Raw genomic sequence first — 17306 nt, 5'->3', positions numbered from 1 at the left:
GAAAACGGGCAGTAGTAACTTATTCTTCATCTTTGCCCGTTTTAAAAAATATTATTAAGAGCGGGCATTTATCGGCGAGAGAAACGGTAGTCGTCTGGTTTATCGTGGCGAATTAATTGATGTGAATCACAAAATATCGTTATTTAAATTCCCTTCTCTTTATTCAGTATGATGATAGTTGCTAACTATTCGATTATTTCAACAGGACAGCAGCGCAATGCGAAAGGCGGTTTTGTTGTCTCATTTTGAATCACAGAGAGAGGTAAATAATGGAACGAAATAGACTGGCGCGGCAGATTATTGATACCTGTCTGGAAATGACGCGGTTAGGGTTAAATCAGGGGACGGCAGGTAACGTGAGCGTACGTTATCAGGGCGGATTGCTGATTACGCCGACGGGGATCCCCTACGAGAAGCTGACAGAGTCGCACATTGTCTTTATTGATGCTGACGGTCAGCATGAGCAGGGCAAGCTGCCTTCCAGCGAGTGGCGTTTTCATATGGCGGCATACCAGACGCGCCCTGACGCCAATGCCGTGGTACATAACCACGCTGTCCATTGTACGGCAGTCTCGATCCTGAATCGCCCGATTCCGGCGATTCACTACATGATTGCCGCCGCAGGAGGAAACTCTATTCCCTGCGCGCCCTACGCCACTTTTGGCACCCGCGAACTTTCTGACCATGTTGCCGTGGCGCTTAAAAATCGTAAAGCGACGCTGTTACAGCATCACGGGCTTATCGCTTGTGAAGAAAATTTAGACAAAGCGTTGTGGCTGGCGCATGAAGTGGAAGTGCTGGCGCAGCTCTATTTAAGTACGCTGGCCATTGTCGATCCGGTACCGGTACTGGATGACGAGGCGATCGCTATCGTACTGGAGAAATTTAAAACTTACGGATTACGTATTGAAGAGTGATGTCAGGAGACAGGCGATGGCGAACAGAATGATTCTGAATGAAACGGCATGGTTTGGCCGGGGAGCGGTGGACGCATTAACCGATGAGGTGACGCGCCGCGGTTATCATAAAGCGCTGATTGTTACCGATAAAACGCTGGTGCAATGCGGTGTGGTCGATAAAGTGACAAGCAGAATGGATGCCGCAGGGCTGGCGTGGGAGATCTATGCGGGCGTGATCCCTAATCCTACGATTTCCGTTGTCCAGGAAGGGCTTAAGGTCTTTACCCAAAGCGGCGCGGACTATCTCATCGCCATTGGCGGCGGTTCTCCGCAGGATACCTGCAAAGCGATCGGTATTATCAGTAACAATCCGGAATTTGCCGATGTGCGCAGTCTGGAAGGGCTATCGCCGACCCGTAAACCCAGCGTGCCGATTATGGCGATCCCGACAACGGCGGGAACCGCGGCGGAAGTCACTATCAATTATGTGATTACCGATGAAGAGAAACGGCGCAAATTCGTTTGTGTCGATCCGCATGATATTCCGCAGGCGGCATTTATCGATGCCGATATGATGGACGGTATGCCGCCCGCGCTGAAAGCGGCAACGGGCGTGGATGCGCTAACCCATGCTATTGAAGGCTATATTACCCGGGCCGCATGGGCGCTGACGGATGCATTACATATCAAAGCCATTGAGATTATTGCTGGCGCGCTGCGCGGCGCCGTAGCCGGAGAAAAAGAGGCCGGTGAGGCGATGGCGCTGGGGCAATACGTTGCCGGGATGGGGTTTTCCAATGTGGGGCTGGGGCTGGTGCATGGGATGGCGCATCCGTTGGGCGCGTTTTACAACACGCCACACGGCGTCGCGAATGCTATTTTGCTTCCGCATGTGATGCGTTTCAATGCCGGGTCTACCAACGAGAAATTCCGTGATATCGCCCGGGCGATGGGGGTGAAGGTAGAAGGATTGAGCCTTGAAGAGGCGCGTAATGCCGCAGTGGAAGCCGTATTTACGCTAAATCGCGATGTGGGAATTCCGCTGCATTTGCGTGATGTCGGCGTTCGAAAAGAGGATATCCCGGCGCTGGCGCAGGCGGCGTTCGATGATGTCTGTACGGGCGGCAATCCGCGTGAAGCGAGTCTGGCGGACATTGTCGAACTGTATCATACCGCCTGGTAATTTTGCCGGATGGCGCTGCGCTTATCCGCTCTACATTTCGTGCAGTCCTGTAGGCAGGATAAGGCGTTCACGCCGCCATCCGGCAACAAAACTACCGCGCCAGCCGTAGCTGCTGTAAGTTTCCGTCGATATGTAAATCGGTTTGCAGACGTGCAATATCGCGGCAAAGAAATGCCATTTCTTTATGCGTCTCAAGCTTTTTGCGCCACTTTTCCGGCACCTCGTCCAGATGGGCGTAAATTCCCTCCAGATTTTGAAACTGAATCAATAGCTGGGTCGCGCTTTTGGGGCCGATACCGGCAACGCCGGGAACTTTCGAACTACTGATTCCTGCCAGACCCCAGTAATCCGGCAACTGCCGGGGAAGTACGCCAAACTCTTTTTCAATAAACGGCGCGTCCAGCCAGCGTTTCTGGAAGTAGTCGCGAATGCGCAATCCCGGAGAGAGCAACTGGCAATAGCCTTTATCGGTTGACACAATGGTTGCCTGGTGTCCGGCTTCGGTAACTTTTAGCGCCAGCGTCGCCGCCAGATCGTCCGCTTCGTTACCGTCTGATGCCCAACAGCGTACGCCGCGCTGTTCAAATGCGGCGCGTAGGGCGGGCATTTCATTATGTAAATCGTCAGGCATCGGCGGACGTCCTGCTTTGTAGTCCGGCAAACGCTGATGACGCCAGCCGCTGCTGCGCGCGTCGTCATCAAATACCGCTACGGCATGGGTTGGCTGGCTGTGAATAATCAATTGATCGAGCGCGTGTTGGCAGGTTTCCACACAGGGCGATCCCTGAACGGCGTGAATACGGCGAATCAAATTGAGCGCGTCGACGATAAGCAGATGAGCAGCCACGGTGTTCTCCCTTACAAACCTGCGCGTAGGGTAACATTCACGGCGGGGGGAGGCGAGCATTGCGAAATAGCGCTATCCGTAGGCCTGATAAGCGAAGCGACATCAGGCAACAAAAGCCGGATGGCGGCGAGCGCCTTATCCGGCTTACAGATCCTAAAATGTGCTGAGAATTAATCGCAGGTAACGATCTTCATCGCCAGGCCGCCGCGCGAAGTTTCGCGGTACTTAGCGTTCATGTCTTTACCGGTTTCGTACATGGTCTCAATCACTTTATCGAGGCATACGCGCGGTTCGCTGGTACGGCGCAGCGCCATACGCGCGGCGTTGACCGCTTTGACTGAAGCAATTGCGTTACGCTCAATGCAGGGAACCTGTACCTGACCGGCAACCGGATCGCAAGTTAACCCCAGATTATGCTCCATGGCGATTTCTGCGGCGATGCACACCTGCGCCGGGCTACCGCCCAGCAGCTCGGCCAGACCCGCTGCCGCCATGGAACAGGCCACGCCGACCTCTCCCTGACAACCCACTTCGGCGCCGGAAATAGAGGCGTTCATCTTATACAGCGAGCCAATCGCGCTGGCGACCAGCATATAGCGAGCAAGCGAGTTAGCATTTACTTCGCGGATAAACTTGTCATAGTACGCCAGCACCGCCGGAACAATACCACATGCGCCGTTAGTCGGGGCAGTGACTACTCGTCCGCCTGCGGCATTCTCTTCGTTCACTGCTAGCGCGAACATATTGATCCAGTCGACGACCGCCATCGGATCGGTGGTGGTCTTATCCTGACTGACCAGCATCCGACGCAGCGCCGCCGCGCGACGCGGAACGCGCAGTTTGCCCGGCAATACGCCCTCGGTGGTGATACCGCGCTCAATACCGCTGCGCATCACCTCCCAGACCCTGGCGAAGTGCTGCTCCAGCGCTTCTTTACTGTGCAGAGCCAGTTCGTTTTGCATCATCAGACCGGAGAGCGACAAACCCGTCTCCTGGCAGTGGCGCTGTAAATCCGCGGCGGTTTTGTAAGGGTACGGTACGTTAACGGGTTCGCTATTCGTCAAACCAAAGTGCTCTTCATCGACGATAAAGCCGCCGCCGATGGAGTAGTAGGTTTGGCTGTAGAGCACCTTATCGCCCGCCAGCGCGGTAATACGCATCCCGTTCTCATGCAGAGACAGGTTGTCGGCGTGGAAATTCATGCACTTATCGACCGGAAATTCGACTTCATGCTGCCCATTAGCCAGTAGTAAACGCCCATGGGTGTTCACATCCTGGATAAAGGACGGAATGGCGTCGATATCGACGGTGTCCGGCAGATTCCCCGCCAGGCCCATAATAATGGCGATATCAGTGTGGTGGCCTTTACCCGTCAATGACAGAGAGCCGTAGACATCCACCACGACGCGGGTGACATCTGTAAGAATATGGCGGGCAATCAGATCGTCCGTGAACTGCTTGCCTGCTTTCATTGGTCCGACGGTGTGAGAACTGGAAGGGCCAATGCCGATTTTAAAAATATCGAATACGCTAATCATAGGGCATCCATTGCGGTTGTATCATAGAGAAGCGCCGCGGTAAGCGGCGCTAAAGGACTTAGCTGAACAGTGAGTAGAAAATAGCGGAGATGGCAATCAGGCCCATAATCACAACGAATACGTTGCTGATATGACCGCTGTACTTACGCATTGCCGGTACTTTCTGGATGGCATACATCGGCATCAGGAACAGAATCATCGCGATGATCGGGCCGCCCAGGGTTTCAATCATGCCCAGGATGCTGGGGTTCAGCGTCGCCACAATCCAGGTGGTGACCAGCATGAACAGCGCGGTAATTTTATTCAGTTTGTTGATTTCGATGGATTTACCTTTACCACGCAGCGATTTAATCACCATCCCGTTAAAGCCTTCACGCGCGCCAAGGTAGTGGCCGAGGAAGGATTTGGTGATAGCAATCATCGCAATGATCGGCGCCATCCAGGCGATGATCGGCGCGTTAAAATGGTTCGCCAGGTAAGACAGAATAGAGATGTTCTGCTCTTTTGCCGCTGCCAGATCTGCCGGCGTCAGGCTCAGCACGCAGCTGAAGACGAAGAACATCACGGTCAGCACCATCATGATGTGGGCGAAGGCCAGAATTTTAGAACATTTCTTCTCAGCGCCTTCACCGTACTCTTCACGCTTCGCAACCGCGAAGGAGGAGATGATCGGGGAGTGGTTGAAAGAGAAAACCATCACCGGAATCGCCAGCCACAGCGTCATCCACAGACCGTTACCGGTAGACGCGGCGGAATCAAAGGACAGAGTTTCCAGCGCCGCGCCGTTCCACTGCGGGATCAGGTACAAGGCCAGCAGCATCAGCGCAGCGACGAACGGGAATACCAGGATACTCATCGCCTTAACGATCATTTGCTCGCCGAAGCGCACGATGGTCATCATGCCAACAATCAGGATCAGGGAAAGAATCGCCCGCGGCGGCGGATTAATCGCTAACTGGTGGGTCAGGAAGCTTTCCACGGTATTAGTAATCGCCACGCTGTAAACCAGCAGGATGGGGTAAATCGCGAAGAAGTAAAGCAGGGTAATCAGTTTACCTGCGCCGATACCGAAGTGTTCCTCAACGACTTCAGTGATGTCTTCACCCGGATTTTTACCGGACAGCACGAAGCGGGTTAAACCACGGTGTGCGAAAAAGGTCATCGGGAAAGCGAGAATCGCCATGATGATGAGCGGAATCATGCCGCCGACGCCTGCGTTGATCGGCAGGAACAGAACGCCCGCGCCGATAGCCGTGCCGTAAAGGCCCAGCATCCACATGGTATCCGTTTTGCGCCATGCGCTTCGAGAGTCAATCGAAGCAATAGTGCTGGTCTGAGTGGTTTCCATCTATTTCTCCTGGAGGATGCTAAAAATCAGGTTGCTGGTCTAATCCAATGAAAAAAGACCTGATCGTAAAATGAAATCTGCTTAGGGACGCTTTTTATATAATTTTTCGCCGTAATAATTTTCGGGCGGAAAGATACATTTAAGTGATGAATCTATCAGTGATCCCGATCTCAAATGCAATAATCCGCTTCTTACATGGATAAATTTGGACCATTAATCTATTAAAAAAACGTCATAACGAATTTCCGGGCGCGAAGGCTACCATTAACGATATAAGGCCGGAAAGATTGGGGCGCAAGATACGGAGGTTTGACTATAAAAATCAAGGTTTTTAGTGGATTCTTGCGAAGAATGAGAGTTTGAACCGATAAATCACGGTAAGAGGAGTCAGGTAAACGTTTGCCTGGCAATCTATTTATGGTGAATTATAAATGGTGTTTATAAAACAATGCGGGCTATGCCTCTGATGATCATCATAAAAAATGAAGGCATACGTGAATCGCCATACCGCAATGAAAGGAATGGGAGAAGCGCCCGGCTGCTGGCGGCAACCGGGCATAAGCGTTAAGCGCAGATCTCGTAACAGGGGATGTAGGCGGAACCCGGCAATTTCATACGATGCTGCGCGACGAATCCCTGCAGCAGATCGTCCATGCGACGCATCATCTCTCGATCGCCGTGGATTTTATACGGACCATTAGCTTCAATGGCGCGTATCCCGACCTCCTTCACGTTCCCCGCGACAATACCGGAGAAGGCGCGCCGCAGATCCGCCGCCAGAATCTCAACCGGCTGATCCGGGTACAGTTTCAGGTTGGCCATATTCTCATGCGACGGCTCAAACGGCACCTGCAGATCCGGTGCAATACGCATCGACCAGTTAAAACTATAGGCGTCGCCAGTATCGCGGCGATTCTCTTTCACTTGCGGCATCGCTTTCTTCATCAGCCGCGCTACCTCCGCCGCATCGTCAATGATGATGCGGTAATGACGGCGGGCCGCTTCGCCCAGCGTATGGGTAATAAACTCATCCAGCACGCGGAAGTAATCGGCGCTCTCTTTTGGTCCGGTCAGGATCAGCGGCAGCACCTGATTTTTATTGGCTGGATTCATCAGAATCCCCAGCAAATAAAGCAGCTCTTCCGCCGTACCCACGCCGCCCGGGAAGATGATGATACCGTGTGCGATACGGACGAACGCTTCCAGGCGTTTTTCGATATCCGGCATGATGATCAGTTCGTTCACCAGCGGGTTAGGCGGTTCAGCCGCAATAATGGAAGGTTCAGTCATGCCGATAAAGCGGCTGTCTTTATAGCGCTGCTGTGCGTGACCGACCGCCGCGCCCTTCATGGGGGCTTCCATCGCCCCAGGGCCGCAGCCGGTGCAGATGTTCAGCTCGCGTAATCCCAACTGCGTGCCGACGCGACGGGCATACAGGTACTCGTTTTCGTTAATTGAGTGGCCGCCCCAGCATACCACCATGTTTGGCGCTTCGCCGACGTGCAGCGCCCGGGCGTTGCGCAAAATGGAGAACACCAGATTGGTGATATGTGTTGAGCTTTCAAGATCCAGATGCTGGAAACGGCCGGCATTGTGGATCTGCCCATTCACAAAGAGAATGTCGCGCAGCACCGCGAACAGGTTAGCCTGTAGCGCACGAATAATCCGCCCGTCAACAAAAGCGTCTTCAGGCGGGTTAATCAATTCCAGCTTCACGCCGCGCTCGCGGCGCAGTACGTTAATATCGAAATTTTCAAAGCGGGACAGCAGCTCTTTGCTGTTGTCGGTCAGGCTGCCGGAGTTAAGAACGGCAAGTGAACAGTTACGAAACAGTTGATACAGGTCGCTACTGGCCGTGCGTTTCAGCATGTCCACTTCCAGTTGCGACAACATATCCATTGAGCCAAGCGGGCTAATATGTGTAATCAAGTAAACTCCTTATGGGACGCAACACGCCATTCCCTGTTGATTACAATAGCCCTGGCTGATGACCTTTCACAACCTTACATGCGCAATCCGGCACGCAAAATTGACAAAAAAATTACTGTCGCGCCAGCCTGCCCGTGGCGGGCACGAAATCGGTATTGCTGCGCCAGGGATTAATGTCCAGCCCGCCGCGGCGGGTATAGCGCGCATAAACGCTTAGCGTTTCCGGCTGGCAGAAGCGCAGAATGTCATTGAAAATACGCTCTACGCACTGTTCGTGAAATTCATTATGGTGACGGAAGGAGACCAGATAACGCAGCAGTTTTTCCCTGTCGATTTTGCGCCCGCGATACTGAATTTGTATCGAGCCCCAGTCCGGCTGGTGGGTGATCAGGCAGTTGGATTTCAACAGATGACTGACCAGCGTCTCCTCTACTTGCTTCTCGCCGCTGACCGCATGTTGCAGATAGTCGGTAGTAAACTGGTAGTTGTCGATACTGATATCCTGATCGTCAATACAGGTGCCGTGGAAATGGGCGACAGGCTGTCCTTCCAGCTCATCAAGACGATGAAGCCTCACGCTAACGTTGCCCTGCGCGCAGGCGCGCAGATCGCGCTCCAGCGTCTGGCGAACCGTCTCCCAGGTGTCAAAGCGCGTCTGGTTAAAGCTGTTCAGATACAGTTTAAAGCTTTTGGATTCGATTAAATTAACGCTGGTGTAATCCAGTTCGACATGCCCGACGGCGACCTGCGGAAGACCCTGGCTGTTAAGCCAGGAAAGTTCATACAACGTCCAGATATCCGCGCCGTGGAACGGCAAATTATCGGCTGTTAATCCGAGCGGGTCACGATTCAAACTGCGCGGTACGCCCTGCAGCAGGCTGACGTCATAATTGTCCCGGTAATCCGTTGATTTTCCGAGAGTCAGGCCATCAAGAGCCTGATGGTTTTCATAAGAAGACATGTTTCACCGTCATAAACCAGATACACTATGCGCCAAGTGTATCCTGGCTTTTATGAAGAGAGAAACTGGTGGACGAACTGACAGCGCAGGCATTGAAAGCCTTTACGACGCGTTACTGCGATGCGTGGCAAGAAAAACACGGTAGCTGGCCGTTGAGCGAAGAACTGTATGGCGTACCTTCTCCGTGCATTATTTCTTCAACCCGCGATGCCGTTTACTGGCAGCCGCAACCTTTTGAAGGCGAAGAAAATGTAAACGCGGTTGAACGCGCCTTTGATATTATGGTACAACCTGCGCTCCACGCGTTTTACACCACGCAGTTTGCTGGCGACATGCCCGCGCAGTTTGCGGATGAAAAGCTTACGCTACTGCAAACCTGGAGTCAGGATGACTTTCGGCGCGTGCAGGAAAATCTGATAGGCCACCTGGTCACGCAAAAGCGGCTCAAGCTTCCTCCCACGCTTTTTATTGCGACGCAGGAAAATGAGCTTGAGGTCATTTCGGTCTGTAATCTGTCCGGCGAGGTGATTAAAGAAACGCTGGGCACCCGCAATCGTACCGTTCTTGCCGCAACGCTTGCGGAATTCCTTACGCAACTTAATCCTCTTCTGTAATCGTTTGCCCTAACAGGTGTGAGAGATCTCTTACAAAGTCTGTAGGAGATCGCCAGGATATCAGCGGATACTGAGCCCCGTTTTCTTATGTAAGTCTATATAAAACAACTAATTAAAATGTTTTTGCGCACTTTCATATGAAAATTTACTTAAGGTATTGTCTGTAAGCGTCTTGTAAGACAAGGTGAAACAGGCGATTCTATCTTCGTCGACAGGGAGTCGTACAACGAAGCGAACGTCAGGATGATGACGCTTCAGCAGGACACGCCAGGATGGTGTTACAAGGAAAGGCTTCAGGATGAAGCAAAGTGGAAAGCGCAGGATGCGTTAAAGGACACCTCCAGGACGGAGAACGAGAGCCGATCAGGATGTTCGGCGGGTCTGGATGACCAGGGACGCTTCAGGAAGAAGCTATCACATCGGGCGATGTGCGCAGGATGCAAACGTTCAGGATGAACAGGCCGTAAGGTCACAGGAAAAGTTGTCACGGATGAGCAGGGAGCACGAAAAGTAGCTGGAATGCTGCGAAACGAACCGGGAGCACTGTTTATACAGTGCTCCCTTTTTTTTGTTATTCTTCGCGCCAGATTTTCATCATTGAGGTTTTTAACATGACGACTCATGACCGTGTGCGTCAGCAGTTACATACGCTTGAAACGCTGCTGCGCGAGCATCGCCACTGGCGGCAGGATGCGCCGCAGGCGCACCTGTTTACCAGCACCCAACCATTTTTTATGGATACCATGGAGCCGCTGGAATGGCTGCAATGGGTATTGATCCCACGTATGCATACCCTACTTGATAATGCGCAGCCGCTGCCCGAGGCGTTTGCCGTCGCCCCTTATTATGAAATGGCGCTGGCGGCGGATCATCCGCAGCGGGAGACGATCCTGGCGGTTTTGCAGGATCTGGATGCGCTATTCGCCCGCGATAAATCCTGATGCTGGAGATCCTCTATCAAGACCCGTGGCTGGTTGCCGTGAATAAACCCGCAGGCTGGCTTGTTCACCGGAGCTGGCTGGATCGCGACGAAAAAGTCGTGGTCATGCAAACGGTGCGCGACCAAATCGGCCAGCATGTTTTTACCGCCCACCGTCTCGACAGGCCCACGTCGGGCGTACTGTTAATGGGGCTGTCCAGCGAAGCGGGACGCCGTCTGGCGCAGCAGTTCGAGCAGCACCACATCCGTAAACGCTACCATGCCATTGTGCGCGGCTGGCTGATGGATGACGCGGTACTGGATTATCCGCTGGTGGAAGAGCGCGATAAAATTGCCGATAAATTCGCCCGCGAAGATAAAGCGCCCCAGCCGGCCGTAACGCAGTATCGCGGGCTGGCGACGGTCGAAATGGCGGTGCCGACCGGGCGTTATCCCACCACGCGTTATGGCCTGGTTGAGCTGGAACCAAAAACGGGACGCAAGCACCAGCTTCGTCGTCATCTGGCGCATCTGCGTCATCCTATCATCGGCGACAGTAAACATGGCGATTTGCGACAAAACCGCAGCGCCGCAGAGCATTTTGCCTGTCGTCGCCTGATGCTTCATGCCAGTCGTCTTGAACTGACGCACCCCTTCACCGGACAGCCGTTGATAATTCAGGCCGGGTTGGATGAAACCTGGATGCAGGCGCTGACGCAGTTTGGCTGGCGTGGACTTCTCCCTGACAATGAAAGGGTTGAGTTTACGGCGGCGTCCCGGCAGGATGAGACTCATCTGACATAATTCAGGGAGATACGCATAATGGCGGAAATTGGTATTTTTGTCGGGACCATGTATGGCAACTCACTGCTGGTGGCGGAAGAAGCGGAAGCGATCCTCGCCAGACAGGGCCACAGCGCGACCGTGTTTGAAGATCCTGAACTGTCCGACTGGCAGCAATATCAGGATAAGGTTGCGCTGGTCGTTACCTCGACGACCGGGCAGGGCGATCTACCGGATAGCATTGCGCCGCTCTTTCACGGCATTAAAGATACAGTCGGTTTTCAACCAAACCTGCGTTACGGGGTGATTGCGTTAGGTGATAGCAGCTACCCCAATTTCTGTAATGGCGGCAAACAGTTTGATGCCCTGTTGCAAGAGCAAAGCGCGCAGCGGGTGGGGGAGATGTTATTCATTGACGCCAGCGAACATCCGGAGCCGGAGAGCCAGTCCAATCCCTGGGTTGAAAACTGGGGAACTTTACTTTCCTGAGGTAAATCCCTCCCCCCTACGGGAGGGTACCTTTTCGTTTGCTTGCGTTGCCAGTAAGCAAAATCATGACCTGTACACAGTGTAAAGTAACTGAATCGTGTTAGCTTTGTGCATATGCCCGCAAAAGCAGCAGTTTTTTACGGGCGTTTTCATGTAATCAAGCGACCTGTTTCACATTCTTCTCTTTTTACTCCTCCTGCGTCGACGCCGACGCCTTCTGATTTCATTTCCGTGAAGTGGCTTCCACTGTCCTGGGCTTTTGCCATAAACAGGCGTAATTCATCGCCAAAATACTGTGTTGTTGCACGGTGAGTGTGTGTGGCGCGCTTTTTATACTTCTCCTGCCAGTGAATAAAAGCATGCAGCGTGCAAAGCAAACGACCTAATAAAAGCTGCAACAAGGAAACGTTATCTCTGATTCCCTACCGGTTGTGCAGTTCAGAGTGAGCGTAGCTAACGCGAAATTTCAGGAGTGCAACAATGAGTTCATTAAGTCACGCGGCGAGCAGTGCGGAGAAACGCACGAACGCCCGCTACTGGATAGTGGTGATGCTGTTTATCGTCACATCCTTCAACTACGGCGACCGCGCCACATTGTCCATTGCCGGCTCAGAAATGGCCAAAGATATCGGCCTTGATCCGGTAGGCATGGGCTATGTTTTTTCTGCTTTTTCATGGGCCTATGTTATCGGGCAGATCCCGGGCGGCTGGCTGCTGGACCGCTTTGGTTCCAAACGCGTCTATTTCTGGTCTATTTTCATTTGGTCAGTCTTCACCCTGTTGCAGGGTTTTGTCGATATCTTTAGTGGTTTCGGCATTATTGTCGCCCTCTTTACGCTTCGTTTCCTGGTTGGTCTGGCGGAATCGCCTTCTTTCCCGGGCAACAGTCGCATTGTTGCAGCCTGGTTCCCGGCGCAGGAGAGGGGAACGGCGGTGGCCATCTTTAACTCCGCGCAATACTTTGCCACGGTTATTTTCGCGCCGATTATGGGCTGGCTGACGCACGAAGTGGGCTGGTCGCATGTCTTCTTCTTTATGGGCGGGTTAGGGATCATCATCAGCTTTATCTGGTTGAAAGTTATCCATGAACCAAATAACCATCCGGGCGTAAATAAGAAAGAGTTGGAGTACATCGCAGAAGGCGGCGCGCTGATCAATATGGATCAGAAAGACACCAAAGCGAAAGTACCGTTTAGCGTCAAATGGGGCCAGATCAAACAGCTGCTGGGCTCTCGTATGATGATTGGCGTTTACATCGGTCAGTACTGTATTAACGCATTGACCTATTTCTTTATTACCTGGTTCCCGGTCTATTTGGTCCAGGCGCGCGGCATGTCGATTCTCAAAGCGGGCTTTGTCGCCTCGGTTCCTGCGGTCTGCGGCTTTATCGGCGGCGTGTTGGGCGGCATCATTTCCGACTGGCTGATGCGTCGTACCGGCTCCCTGAATATCGCGCGCAAGACGCCGATTGTGCTGGGGATGTTGCTGTCAATGGTCATGGTGTTCTGTAACTATGTGAACGTGGAATGGATGATCATCGGCTTTATGGCGTTGGCCTTCTTCGGTAAAGGTATCGGCGCGTTGGGCTGGGCAGTAATGGCGGATACCGCGCCGAAAGAGATCAGCGGTCTTTCCGGCGGCTTGTTTAATATGTTCGGCAATATTTCCGGTATTGTGACGCCAATCGCGATTGGTTACATCGTTGGCACCACCGGTTCCTTCAACGGCGCGTTGATCTATGTCGGCGTACATGCCCTGGTGGCCATCATCAGCTATCTGGTGCTGGTAGGCGATATTAAGCGTATTGAACTGAAACCTGTCGCAGGACAATTATCATGACAACGCAATCCAGTCCCGTTATTACGGACATGAAGGTCATTCCGGTTGCCGGACATGACAGTATGCTACTCAACATCGGCGGCGCGCATAACGCGTACTTCACCCGTAACATCGTCATCCTCACCGATAACGCCGGGCATACTGGCGTCGGCGAGGCGCCGGGCGGAGAAGTGATTTATCAGACGCTGGTCGATGCTATTCCGATGGTATTAGGCCAGGAAGTCGCCCGCCTGAACAAAGTGGTGCAGCAGGTGCATAAAGGCAACCAGGCTGCTGATTTTGACACCTTTGGTAAAGGCGCATGGACGTTTGAACTGCGGGTTAACGCGGTGGCAGCTTTGGAAGCGGCGCTGCTTGATCTACTGGGGCAGGCGCTTAATGTGCCGGTCTGTGAACTGTTAGGACCCGGTAAACAGCGCGATGCCGTCACCGTGTTGGGCTATCTCTTCTATATTGGCGATCGCACTAAAACCGATCTGCCGTATCTGGAAAGCACGCCGGGCAGTCATGAATGGTATCGCCTGCGTCATCAGGAAGCGCTGGACAGCGACGCGGTCGTGCGGCTGGCGGAAGCGTCTCAGGATCGCTACGGCTTTAAAGATTTTAAACTCAAGGGCGGCGTGCTGCCGGGCGAACAAGAGATTGATACTGTTCGCGCGCTAAAAAAACGCTTCCCGGACGCGCGTATTACCGTGGATCCGAACGGCGCCTGGCTACTGGATGAAGCCATTGCGTTGTGCAAAGGGCTGAATGATGTACTGACCTACGCGGAAGATCCGTGCGGCGCGGAGCAAGGATTCTCTGGTCGTGAAGTCATGGCGGAGTTCCGCCGCGCGACAGGACTGCCGGTAGCGACCAATATGATTGCCACCAACTGGCGTGAAATGGGACACGCGGTGATGCTCAACGCGGTAGACATTCCTCTTGCCGATCCGCATTTCTGGACCCTCACCGGCGCCGTTCGCGTGGCGCAACTGTGTGATGACTGGGGGCTAACCTGGGGCTGCCATTCGAATAACCATTTTGATATTTCACTGGCGATGTTTACCCATGTCGGCGCGGCGGCGCCAGGCAAACCCACCGCTATTGATACGCACTGGATCTGGCAGGAGGGCGATTGCCGCCTGACTAAAAATCCGCTGGAAATTAAAAACGGCAAAATTGCCGTTCCGGATGCGCCAGGACTGGGCGTGGAGCTTGACTGGGAACAGGTGCGAAAAGCGCATGACGCGTATAAAAAGCTGCCAGGCGGCGCGCGTAATGATGCAGGCCCGATGCAATACCTGATCCCCGGCTGGACTTTTGACCGCAAACGCCCTGTTTTTGGTCGTCACTAATTCTGAATAAGGACACAGTTATGAGTACTCAATTTACGACGCCTGTAGTGACTGAAATGCAGGTTATCCCGGTTGCGGGTCATGACAGTATGCTGATGAACCTGAGCGGCGCGCACGCCCCGTTCTTCACGCGCAACATCGTCATTATTAAAGATAACTCCGGCCATACCGGGGTTGGCGAGATTCCGGGCGGCGAAAAAATTCGCAAAACGCTGGAAGATGCGATCCCACTGGTGGTGGGAAAAACGCTGGGTGAATATAAAAATGTCCTGACCGCCGTTCGCAACCAGTTTGCCGATCGCGATGCGGGCGGACGCGGCTTACAAACGTTCGATCTCCGTACCACTATCCATGTGGTGACTGGCATTGAAGCGGCAATGCTTGACCTTTTGGGCCAACACCTGGGCGTCAACGTCGCTTCGCTGTTAGGCGACGGTCAGCAGCGCAGCGAAGTCGAAATGCTGGGTTATCTGTTCTTTGTCGGCAATCGCAAGGCCACGCCGCTGCCGTATCAGAGCCAGCCGGATGAGCAATGCGACTGGTATCGTCTGCGCCATGAAGAGGCGATGACGCCGGAAACGGTAGTGCGTCTGGCGGAAGCTGCCTATGAAAAATACGGCTTCAACGACTTCAAACTGAAAGGCGGCGTGCTGGCGGGCGAAGAAGAGGCCGAGTCAATCGTGGCGCTGGCGAAACGTTTCCCACAAGCGCGCGTTACGCTCGATCCAAACGGTGCCTGGTCGCTGAACGAAGCGATCAGCATTGGTAAATACCTGAAAGGTTCTCTGGCCTATGCAGAAGATCCGTGCGGCGCGGAGCAGGGTTTTTCTGGTCGTGAAGTGATGGCGGAATTCCGTCGCGCGACCGGATTACCGACGGCCACCAATATGATAGCGACCGACTGGCGTCAAATGGGGCATACGCTGTCGCTGCAATCCGTCGATATCCCGCTGGCGGACCCGCACTTCTGGACTATGCAAGGCTCTGTACGCGTGGCGCAAATGTGCCATGAGTTCGGTCTGACCTGGGGCTCGCACTCTAACAACCACTTTGATATTTCGTTGGCGATGTTTACCCATGTTGCCGCGGCGGCGCCGGGCAAGATCACCGCGATCGATACCCACTGGATCTGGCAGGAAGGCAACCAACGTCTGACTAAAGAACCGTTTGAAATTAAAGGCGGCATGGTGCAAGTACCGACCAAACCGGGTCTGGGCGTTGAGCTCGATATGGATCAGGTGATGAAAGCGCATGAGCTCTATCAAAAACATGGCTTAGGCGCGCGTGACGACGCGATGGGAATGCAGTACTTAATTCCTGGCTGGACGTTTGATAATAAGCGTCCTTGCATGGTGCGTTAAGTCAGAGCCGGTTCCGTAAGGAACCGGTTCTTCTCTGGGTGTATGCTTAACAGGATCAACATGCGTAAGGACGACTTATGAAAATAGTGATCGCACCAGACTCGTATAAGGAAAGTTTGAGTGCTCTTGAGGTAGCGACCGCCATTGAACAAGGATTTCGCGAGATCTGGCCTGACGCCGATTACCTGAAATTGCCGCTGGCTGATGGCGGAGAAGGTACTGTCGAAGCGATGGTTGAAGCGACGGCGGGTCGAATCGTGCATGTTGAGGTCACCGGGCCGTTGGGGCATCGCGTCAATGCGTTTTATGGGCTTTCCGGCGATGCGCGTTCCGCGTTCATTGAAATGGCGGCCGCCAGCGGGCTGGAGCAGGTGCCGCCCGCGCAACGCGATCCGTTGAAGACCACGTCATGGGGAACCGGCGAGCTGATCCGTCATGCGCTGGATGCGGGCGTTGAGCATATCATTATTGGTATCGGCGGTAGCGCCACCAACGATGGCGGCGCGGGGATGGTACAGGCGCTGGGGGCCAGGCTACGGGATGCGCAGGGCAATGATATTGCGCAAGGCGGCATTGGGCTGGAAACACTCGCCAGCATTGATATCAGCGGCCTGGATAAGCGTTTGTCGGCGTGCCATATAGAGGTCGCCTGCGATGTCACGAATCCCCTTACCGGCAAAGAGGGCGCGTCTGCGGTTTTTGGTCCGCAAAAAGGGGCGACGCCGGAAATGATTGAACGCCTGGATACGGCATTGACTCGCTATGCGCATTTGATTGCCCGCGATCTGCATGTCGATGTGTTGGATCTGGCAGGCGGCGGCGCGGCAGGCGGCATGGGGGCGGCGTTATACGCGTTTTGCGGCGCGCAGCTACGGCGTGGCATTGAGATTGTCACCGATGCGCTTCATCTGGAAGCGTGTCTTGCGGATGCTGATTTAGTCATCACCGGCGAGGGACGCATCGACAGCCAGACCATTCACGGTAAAGTCCCTATTGGCGTGGCAAACATCGCCAAACGGTATAACAAGCCGGTAATTGGTATTGCGGGTAGCCTGACGGCGGACGTTAGCGTGGTTCATGAACATGGGCTTGATGCGGTTTTCAGCGTGATTTATACCATCTGCACGCTGGAGGACGCGCTGAAGAATGCGAGTGAAAACGTACGAATGACCGCGCGCAACGTGGCTGCAACGCTGAAAGCGGGGCAACAGTTACGCTGAGTTGTAGGCCGGATAAGGCGGTCACGCCGCCATCCGGCG

General features: G+C 53.8%; 15 protein-coding genes, 1 other RNA gene and 14 other annotated features. Of the genes, 11 read left to right on the top strand and 5 right to left on the bottom strand.

All coding sequences use genetic code 11. The features are described 5' to 3' along the window. The first annotated feature begins 259 nt into the window (after positions 1 to 259). Positions 260 to 265: a ribosome-binding site (putative RBS for fucA; RegulonDB:STMS1H003026), on the top strand. Both fucA and fucO read left to right on the top strand, forming a co-directional pair. Further along, positions 260 to 917, top strand: a protein-coding gene (gene fucA / locus STM2974; RefSeq protein NP_461894.1) for an L-fuculose-1-phosphate aldolase. Within the gene, positions 270 to 917 belong to an annotated coding region; the region does not span the whole gene. It overlaps the preceding feature by 6 nt. A gap of 3 nt (positions 918 to 920) precedes the next feature. After that, positions 921 to 926, top strand: a ribosome-binding site (putative RBS for fucO; RegulonDB:STMS1H003025). Beyond that, positions 921 to 2082, top strand: a protein-coding gene (gene fucO, locus STM2973; protein NP_461893.1) for an L-1,2-propanediol oxidoreductase. Within the gene, positions 934 to 2082 belong to an annotated coding region; the region does not span the whole gene. Its footprint overlaps the feature before it by 6 nt. Positions 2083 to 2173: 91 nt before the next feature. On the opposite strand, the gene exo is transcribed toward fucO, so the two are convergent. The 5 genes from exo to yqcD all read right to left on the bottom strand — a co-directional run bounded on the left by exo (position 2174) and on the right by yqcD (position 8725). Beyond that, positions 2174 to 3009, bottom strand: a protein-coding gene (exo, locus tag STM2972) for an exonuclease IX, 5'-3' exonuclease (RefSeq protein NP_461892.3). Within the gene, positions 2174 to 2989 belong to an annotated coding region; the region does not span the whole gene. Further along, positions 3004 to 3009: a ribosome-binding site (putative RBS for exo; RegulonDB:STMS1H003024), on the bottom strand. Its footprint overlaps the gene before it by 6 nt. Positions 3010 to 3099: 90 nt before the next feature. After that, positions 3100 to 4478 (bottom strand): L-serine dehydratase gene (sdaB, locus tag STM2971; RefSeq protein NP_461891.2). Within the gene, positions 3100 to 4467 belong to an annotated coding region; the region does not span the whole gene. Then, positions 4473 to 4478: a ribosome-binding site (putative RBS for sdaB; RegulonDB:STMS1H003023), on the bottom strand. Its footprint overlaps the gene before it by 6 nt. 47 nt (positions 4479 to 4525) lie before the next feature. Then, positions 4526 to 5827 (bottom strand): putative HAAAP family serine transport protein gene (sdaC, locus tag STM2970; RefSeq protein NP_461890.1). Within the gene, positions 4526 to 5815 belong to an annotated coding region; the region does not span the whole gene. Continuing rightward, positions 5822 to 5827 (bottom strand) — a ribosome-binding site (putative RBS for sdaC; RegulonDB:STMS1H003022). (Overlaps the previous gene by 6 nt.) Before the next feature lie 552 nt (positions 5828 to 6379). Then, the gene (ygdH, locus tag STM2969) for a putative nucleotide binding (RefSeq protein ID NP_461889.1) occupies positions 6380 to 7755 on the bottom strand. Within the gene, positions 6380 to 7744 belong to an annotated coding region; the region does not span the whole gene. Continuing rightward, positions 7750 to 7755: a ribosome-binding site (putative RBS for ygdH; RegulonDB:STMS1H003021), on the bottom strand. It overlaps the preceding gene by 6 nt. 101 nt (positions 7756 to 7856) lie before the next feature. Further along, positions 7857 to 8725 (bottom strand): putative GTP cyclohydrolase I gene (gene yqcD, locus STM2968; protein NP_461888.1). Within the gene, positions 7857 to 8705 belong to an annotated coding region; the region does not span the whole gene. Beyond that, positions 8720 to 8725 (bottom strand) — a ribosome-binding site (putative RBS for yqcD; RegulonDB:STMS1H003020). (Overlaps the previous gene by 6 nt.) 39 nt (positions 8726 to 8764) lie before the next feature. Next, positions 8765 to 8770, top strand: a ribosome-binding site (putative RBS for syd; RegulonDB:STMS1H003019). Between yqcD and syd the strand changes: the two genes are divergently transcribed. From syd to STM2959, 9 genes are all read left to right on the top strand, one after another. Further along, the gene (gene syd, locus STM2967; protein NP_461887.1) for an interacts with secY occupies positions 8765 to 9319 on the top strand. Within the gene, positions 8774 to 9319 belong to an annotated coding region; the region does not span the whole gene. Its footprint overlaps the feature before it by 6 nt. 216 nt (positions 9320 to 9535) lie before the next feature. Further along, positions 9536 to 9890, top strand: a non-coding RNA gene (gene csrB, locus STM2966) — regulatory RNA. 28 nt (positions 9891 to 9918) lie between these two features. Further along, positions 9919 to 9924, top strand: a ribosome-binding site (putative RBS for yqcC; RegulonDB:STMS1H003018). Continuing rightward, positions 9919 to 10260 (top strand): putative cytoplasmic protein gene (gene yqcC / locus STM2965; protein ID NP_461886.1). Within the gene, positions 9931 to 10260 belong to an annotated coding region; the region does not span the whole gene. (Overlaps the previous feature by 6 nt.) Next, on the top strand, positions 10260 to 11042 hold the full coding sequence (gene yqcB, locus STM2964; RefSeq protein ID NP_461885.1) for a putative synthase: 783 nt from the start codon (positions 10260 to 10262) through the stop codon (positions 11040 to 11042). Before yqcC ends, yqcB begins: the two co-directional genes overlap by 1 nt. Before the next feature lie 2 nt (positions 11043 to 11044). After that, positions 11045 to 11050, top strand: a ribosome-binding site (putative RBS for STM2963; RegulonDB:STMS1H003017). Next, the gene (locus tag STM2963; protein NP_461884.1) for a putative MFS superfamily D-glucarate permease occupies positions 11045 to 11510 on the top strand. Within the gene, positions 11061 to 11510 belong to an annotated coding region; the region does not span the whole gene. (Overlaps the previous feature by 6 nt.) A gap of 467 nt (positions 11511 to 11977) precedes the next feature. Beyond that, positions 11978 to 11983: a ribosome-binding site (putative RBS for gudT; RegulonDB:STMS1H003016), on the top strand. Then, the gene (gene gudT / locus STM2962) for a putative MFS superfamily D-glucarate permease (RefSeq protein ID NP_461883.1) occupies positions 11978 to 13349 on the top strand. Within the gene, positions 11991 to 13349 belong to an annotated coding region; the region does not span the whole gene. Its footprint overlaps the feature before it by 6 nt. Then, positions 13333 to 13338: a ribosome-binding site (putative RBS for ygcY; RegulonDB:STMS1H003015), on the top strand. It overlaps the preceding gene by 6 nt. Next, the gene (ygcY, locus tag STM2961) for a putative d-glucarate dehydratase (protein ID NP_461882.1) occupies positions 13333 to 14686 on the top strand. Within the gene, positions 13346 to 14686 belong to an annotated coding region; the region does not span the whole gene. Before gudT ends, ygcY begins: the two co-directional genes overlap by 17 nt. Before the next feature lie 8 nt (positions 14687 to 14694). Then, positions 14695 to 14700, top strand: a ribosome-binding site (putative RBS for gudD; RegulonDB:STMS1H003014). Beyond that, the gene (gene gudD, locus STM2960) for a d-glucarate dehydratase (protein ID NP_461881.1) occupies positions 14695 to 16047 on the top strand. Within the gene, positions 14707 to 16047 belong to an annotated coding region; the region does not span the whole gene. Its footprint overlaps the feature before it by 6 nt. A 71-nt stretch (positions 16048 to 16118) precedes the next feature. Beyond that, positions 16119 to 16124, top strand: a ribosome-binding site (putative RBS for STM2959; RegulonDB:STMS1H003013). Beyond that, the gene (locus tag STM2959) for a putative glycerate kinase 2 (protein ID NP_461880.1) occupies positions 16119 to 17267 on the top strand. Within the gene, positions 16125 to 17267 belong to an annotated coding region; the region does not span the whole gene. It overlaps the preceding feature by 6 nt. Positions 17268 to 17306: the final 39 nt, after the last annotated feature.

Source organism: Salmonella enterica subsp. enterica serovar Typhimurium str. LT2, from assembly GCF_000006945.2.
Lineage (GTDB): Bacteria > Pseudomonadota > Gammaproteobacteria > Enterobacterales > Enterobacteriaceae > Salmonella > Salmonella enterica.
This window is presented reverse-complemented; position numbering and strand designations above follow the sequence as displayed.

Bases quoted from the DNA above. Each gene is read 5' to 3' on its own strand.
- fucA (NP_461894.1), top strand. From the start codon at position 270: ATGGAACGAAATAGACTGGCGCGGCAGATTATTGATACCTGTCTGGAA.
- fucO (NP_461893.1), top strand. From the start codon at position 934: ATGGCGAACAGAATGATTCTGAATGAAACGGCATGGTTTGGCCGGGGA.
- exo (NP_461892.3), bottom strand. From the start codon at position 2,989: ATGCTCGCCTCCCCCCGCCGTGAATGTTACCCTACGCGCAGGTTTGTA.
- sdaB (NP_461891.2), bottom strand. From the start codon at position 4,467: ATGATTAGCGTATTCGATATTTTTAAAATCGGCATTGGCCCTTCCAGT.
- sdaC (NP_461890.1), bottom strand. From the start codon at position 5,815: ATGGAAACCACTCAGACCAGCACTATTGCTTCGATTGACTCTCGAAGC.
- yqcD (NP_461888.1), bottom strand. From the start codon at position 8,705: ATGTCTTCTTATGAAAACCATCAGGCTCTTGATGGCCTGACTCTCGGA.
- yqcC (NP_461886.1), top strand. From the start codon at position 9,931: ATGACGACTCATGACCGTGTGCGTCAGCAGTTACATACGCTTGAAACG.
- yqcB (NP_461885.1), top strand. From the start codon at position 10,260: ATGCTGGAGATCCTCTATCAAGACCCGTGGCTGGTTGCCGTGAATAAA.
- STM2963 (NP_461884.1), top strand. From the start codon at position 11,061: ATGGCGGAAATTGGTATTTTTGTCGGGACCATGTATGGCAACTCACTG.
- gudT (NP_461883.1), top strand. From the start codon at position 11,991: ATGAGTTCATTAAGTCACGCGGCGAGCAGTGCGGAGAAACGCACGAAC.
- ygcY (NP_461882.1), top strand. From the start codon at position 13,346: ATGACAACGCAATCCAGTCCCGTTATTACGGACATGAAGGTCATTCCG.
- gudD (NP_461881.1), top strand. From the start codon at position 14,707: ATGAGTACTCAATTTACGACGCCTGTAGTGACTGAAATGCAGGTTATC.
- STM2959 (NP_461880.1), top strand. From the start codon at position 16,125: ATGAAAATAGTGATCGCACCAGACTCGTATAAGGAAAGTTTGAGTGCT.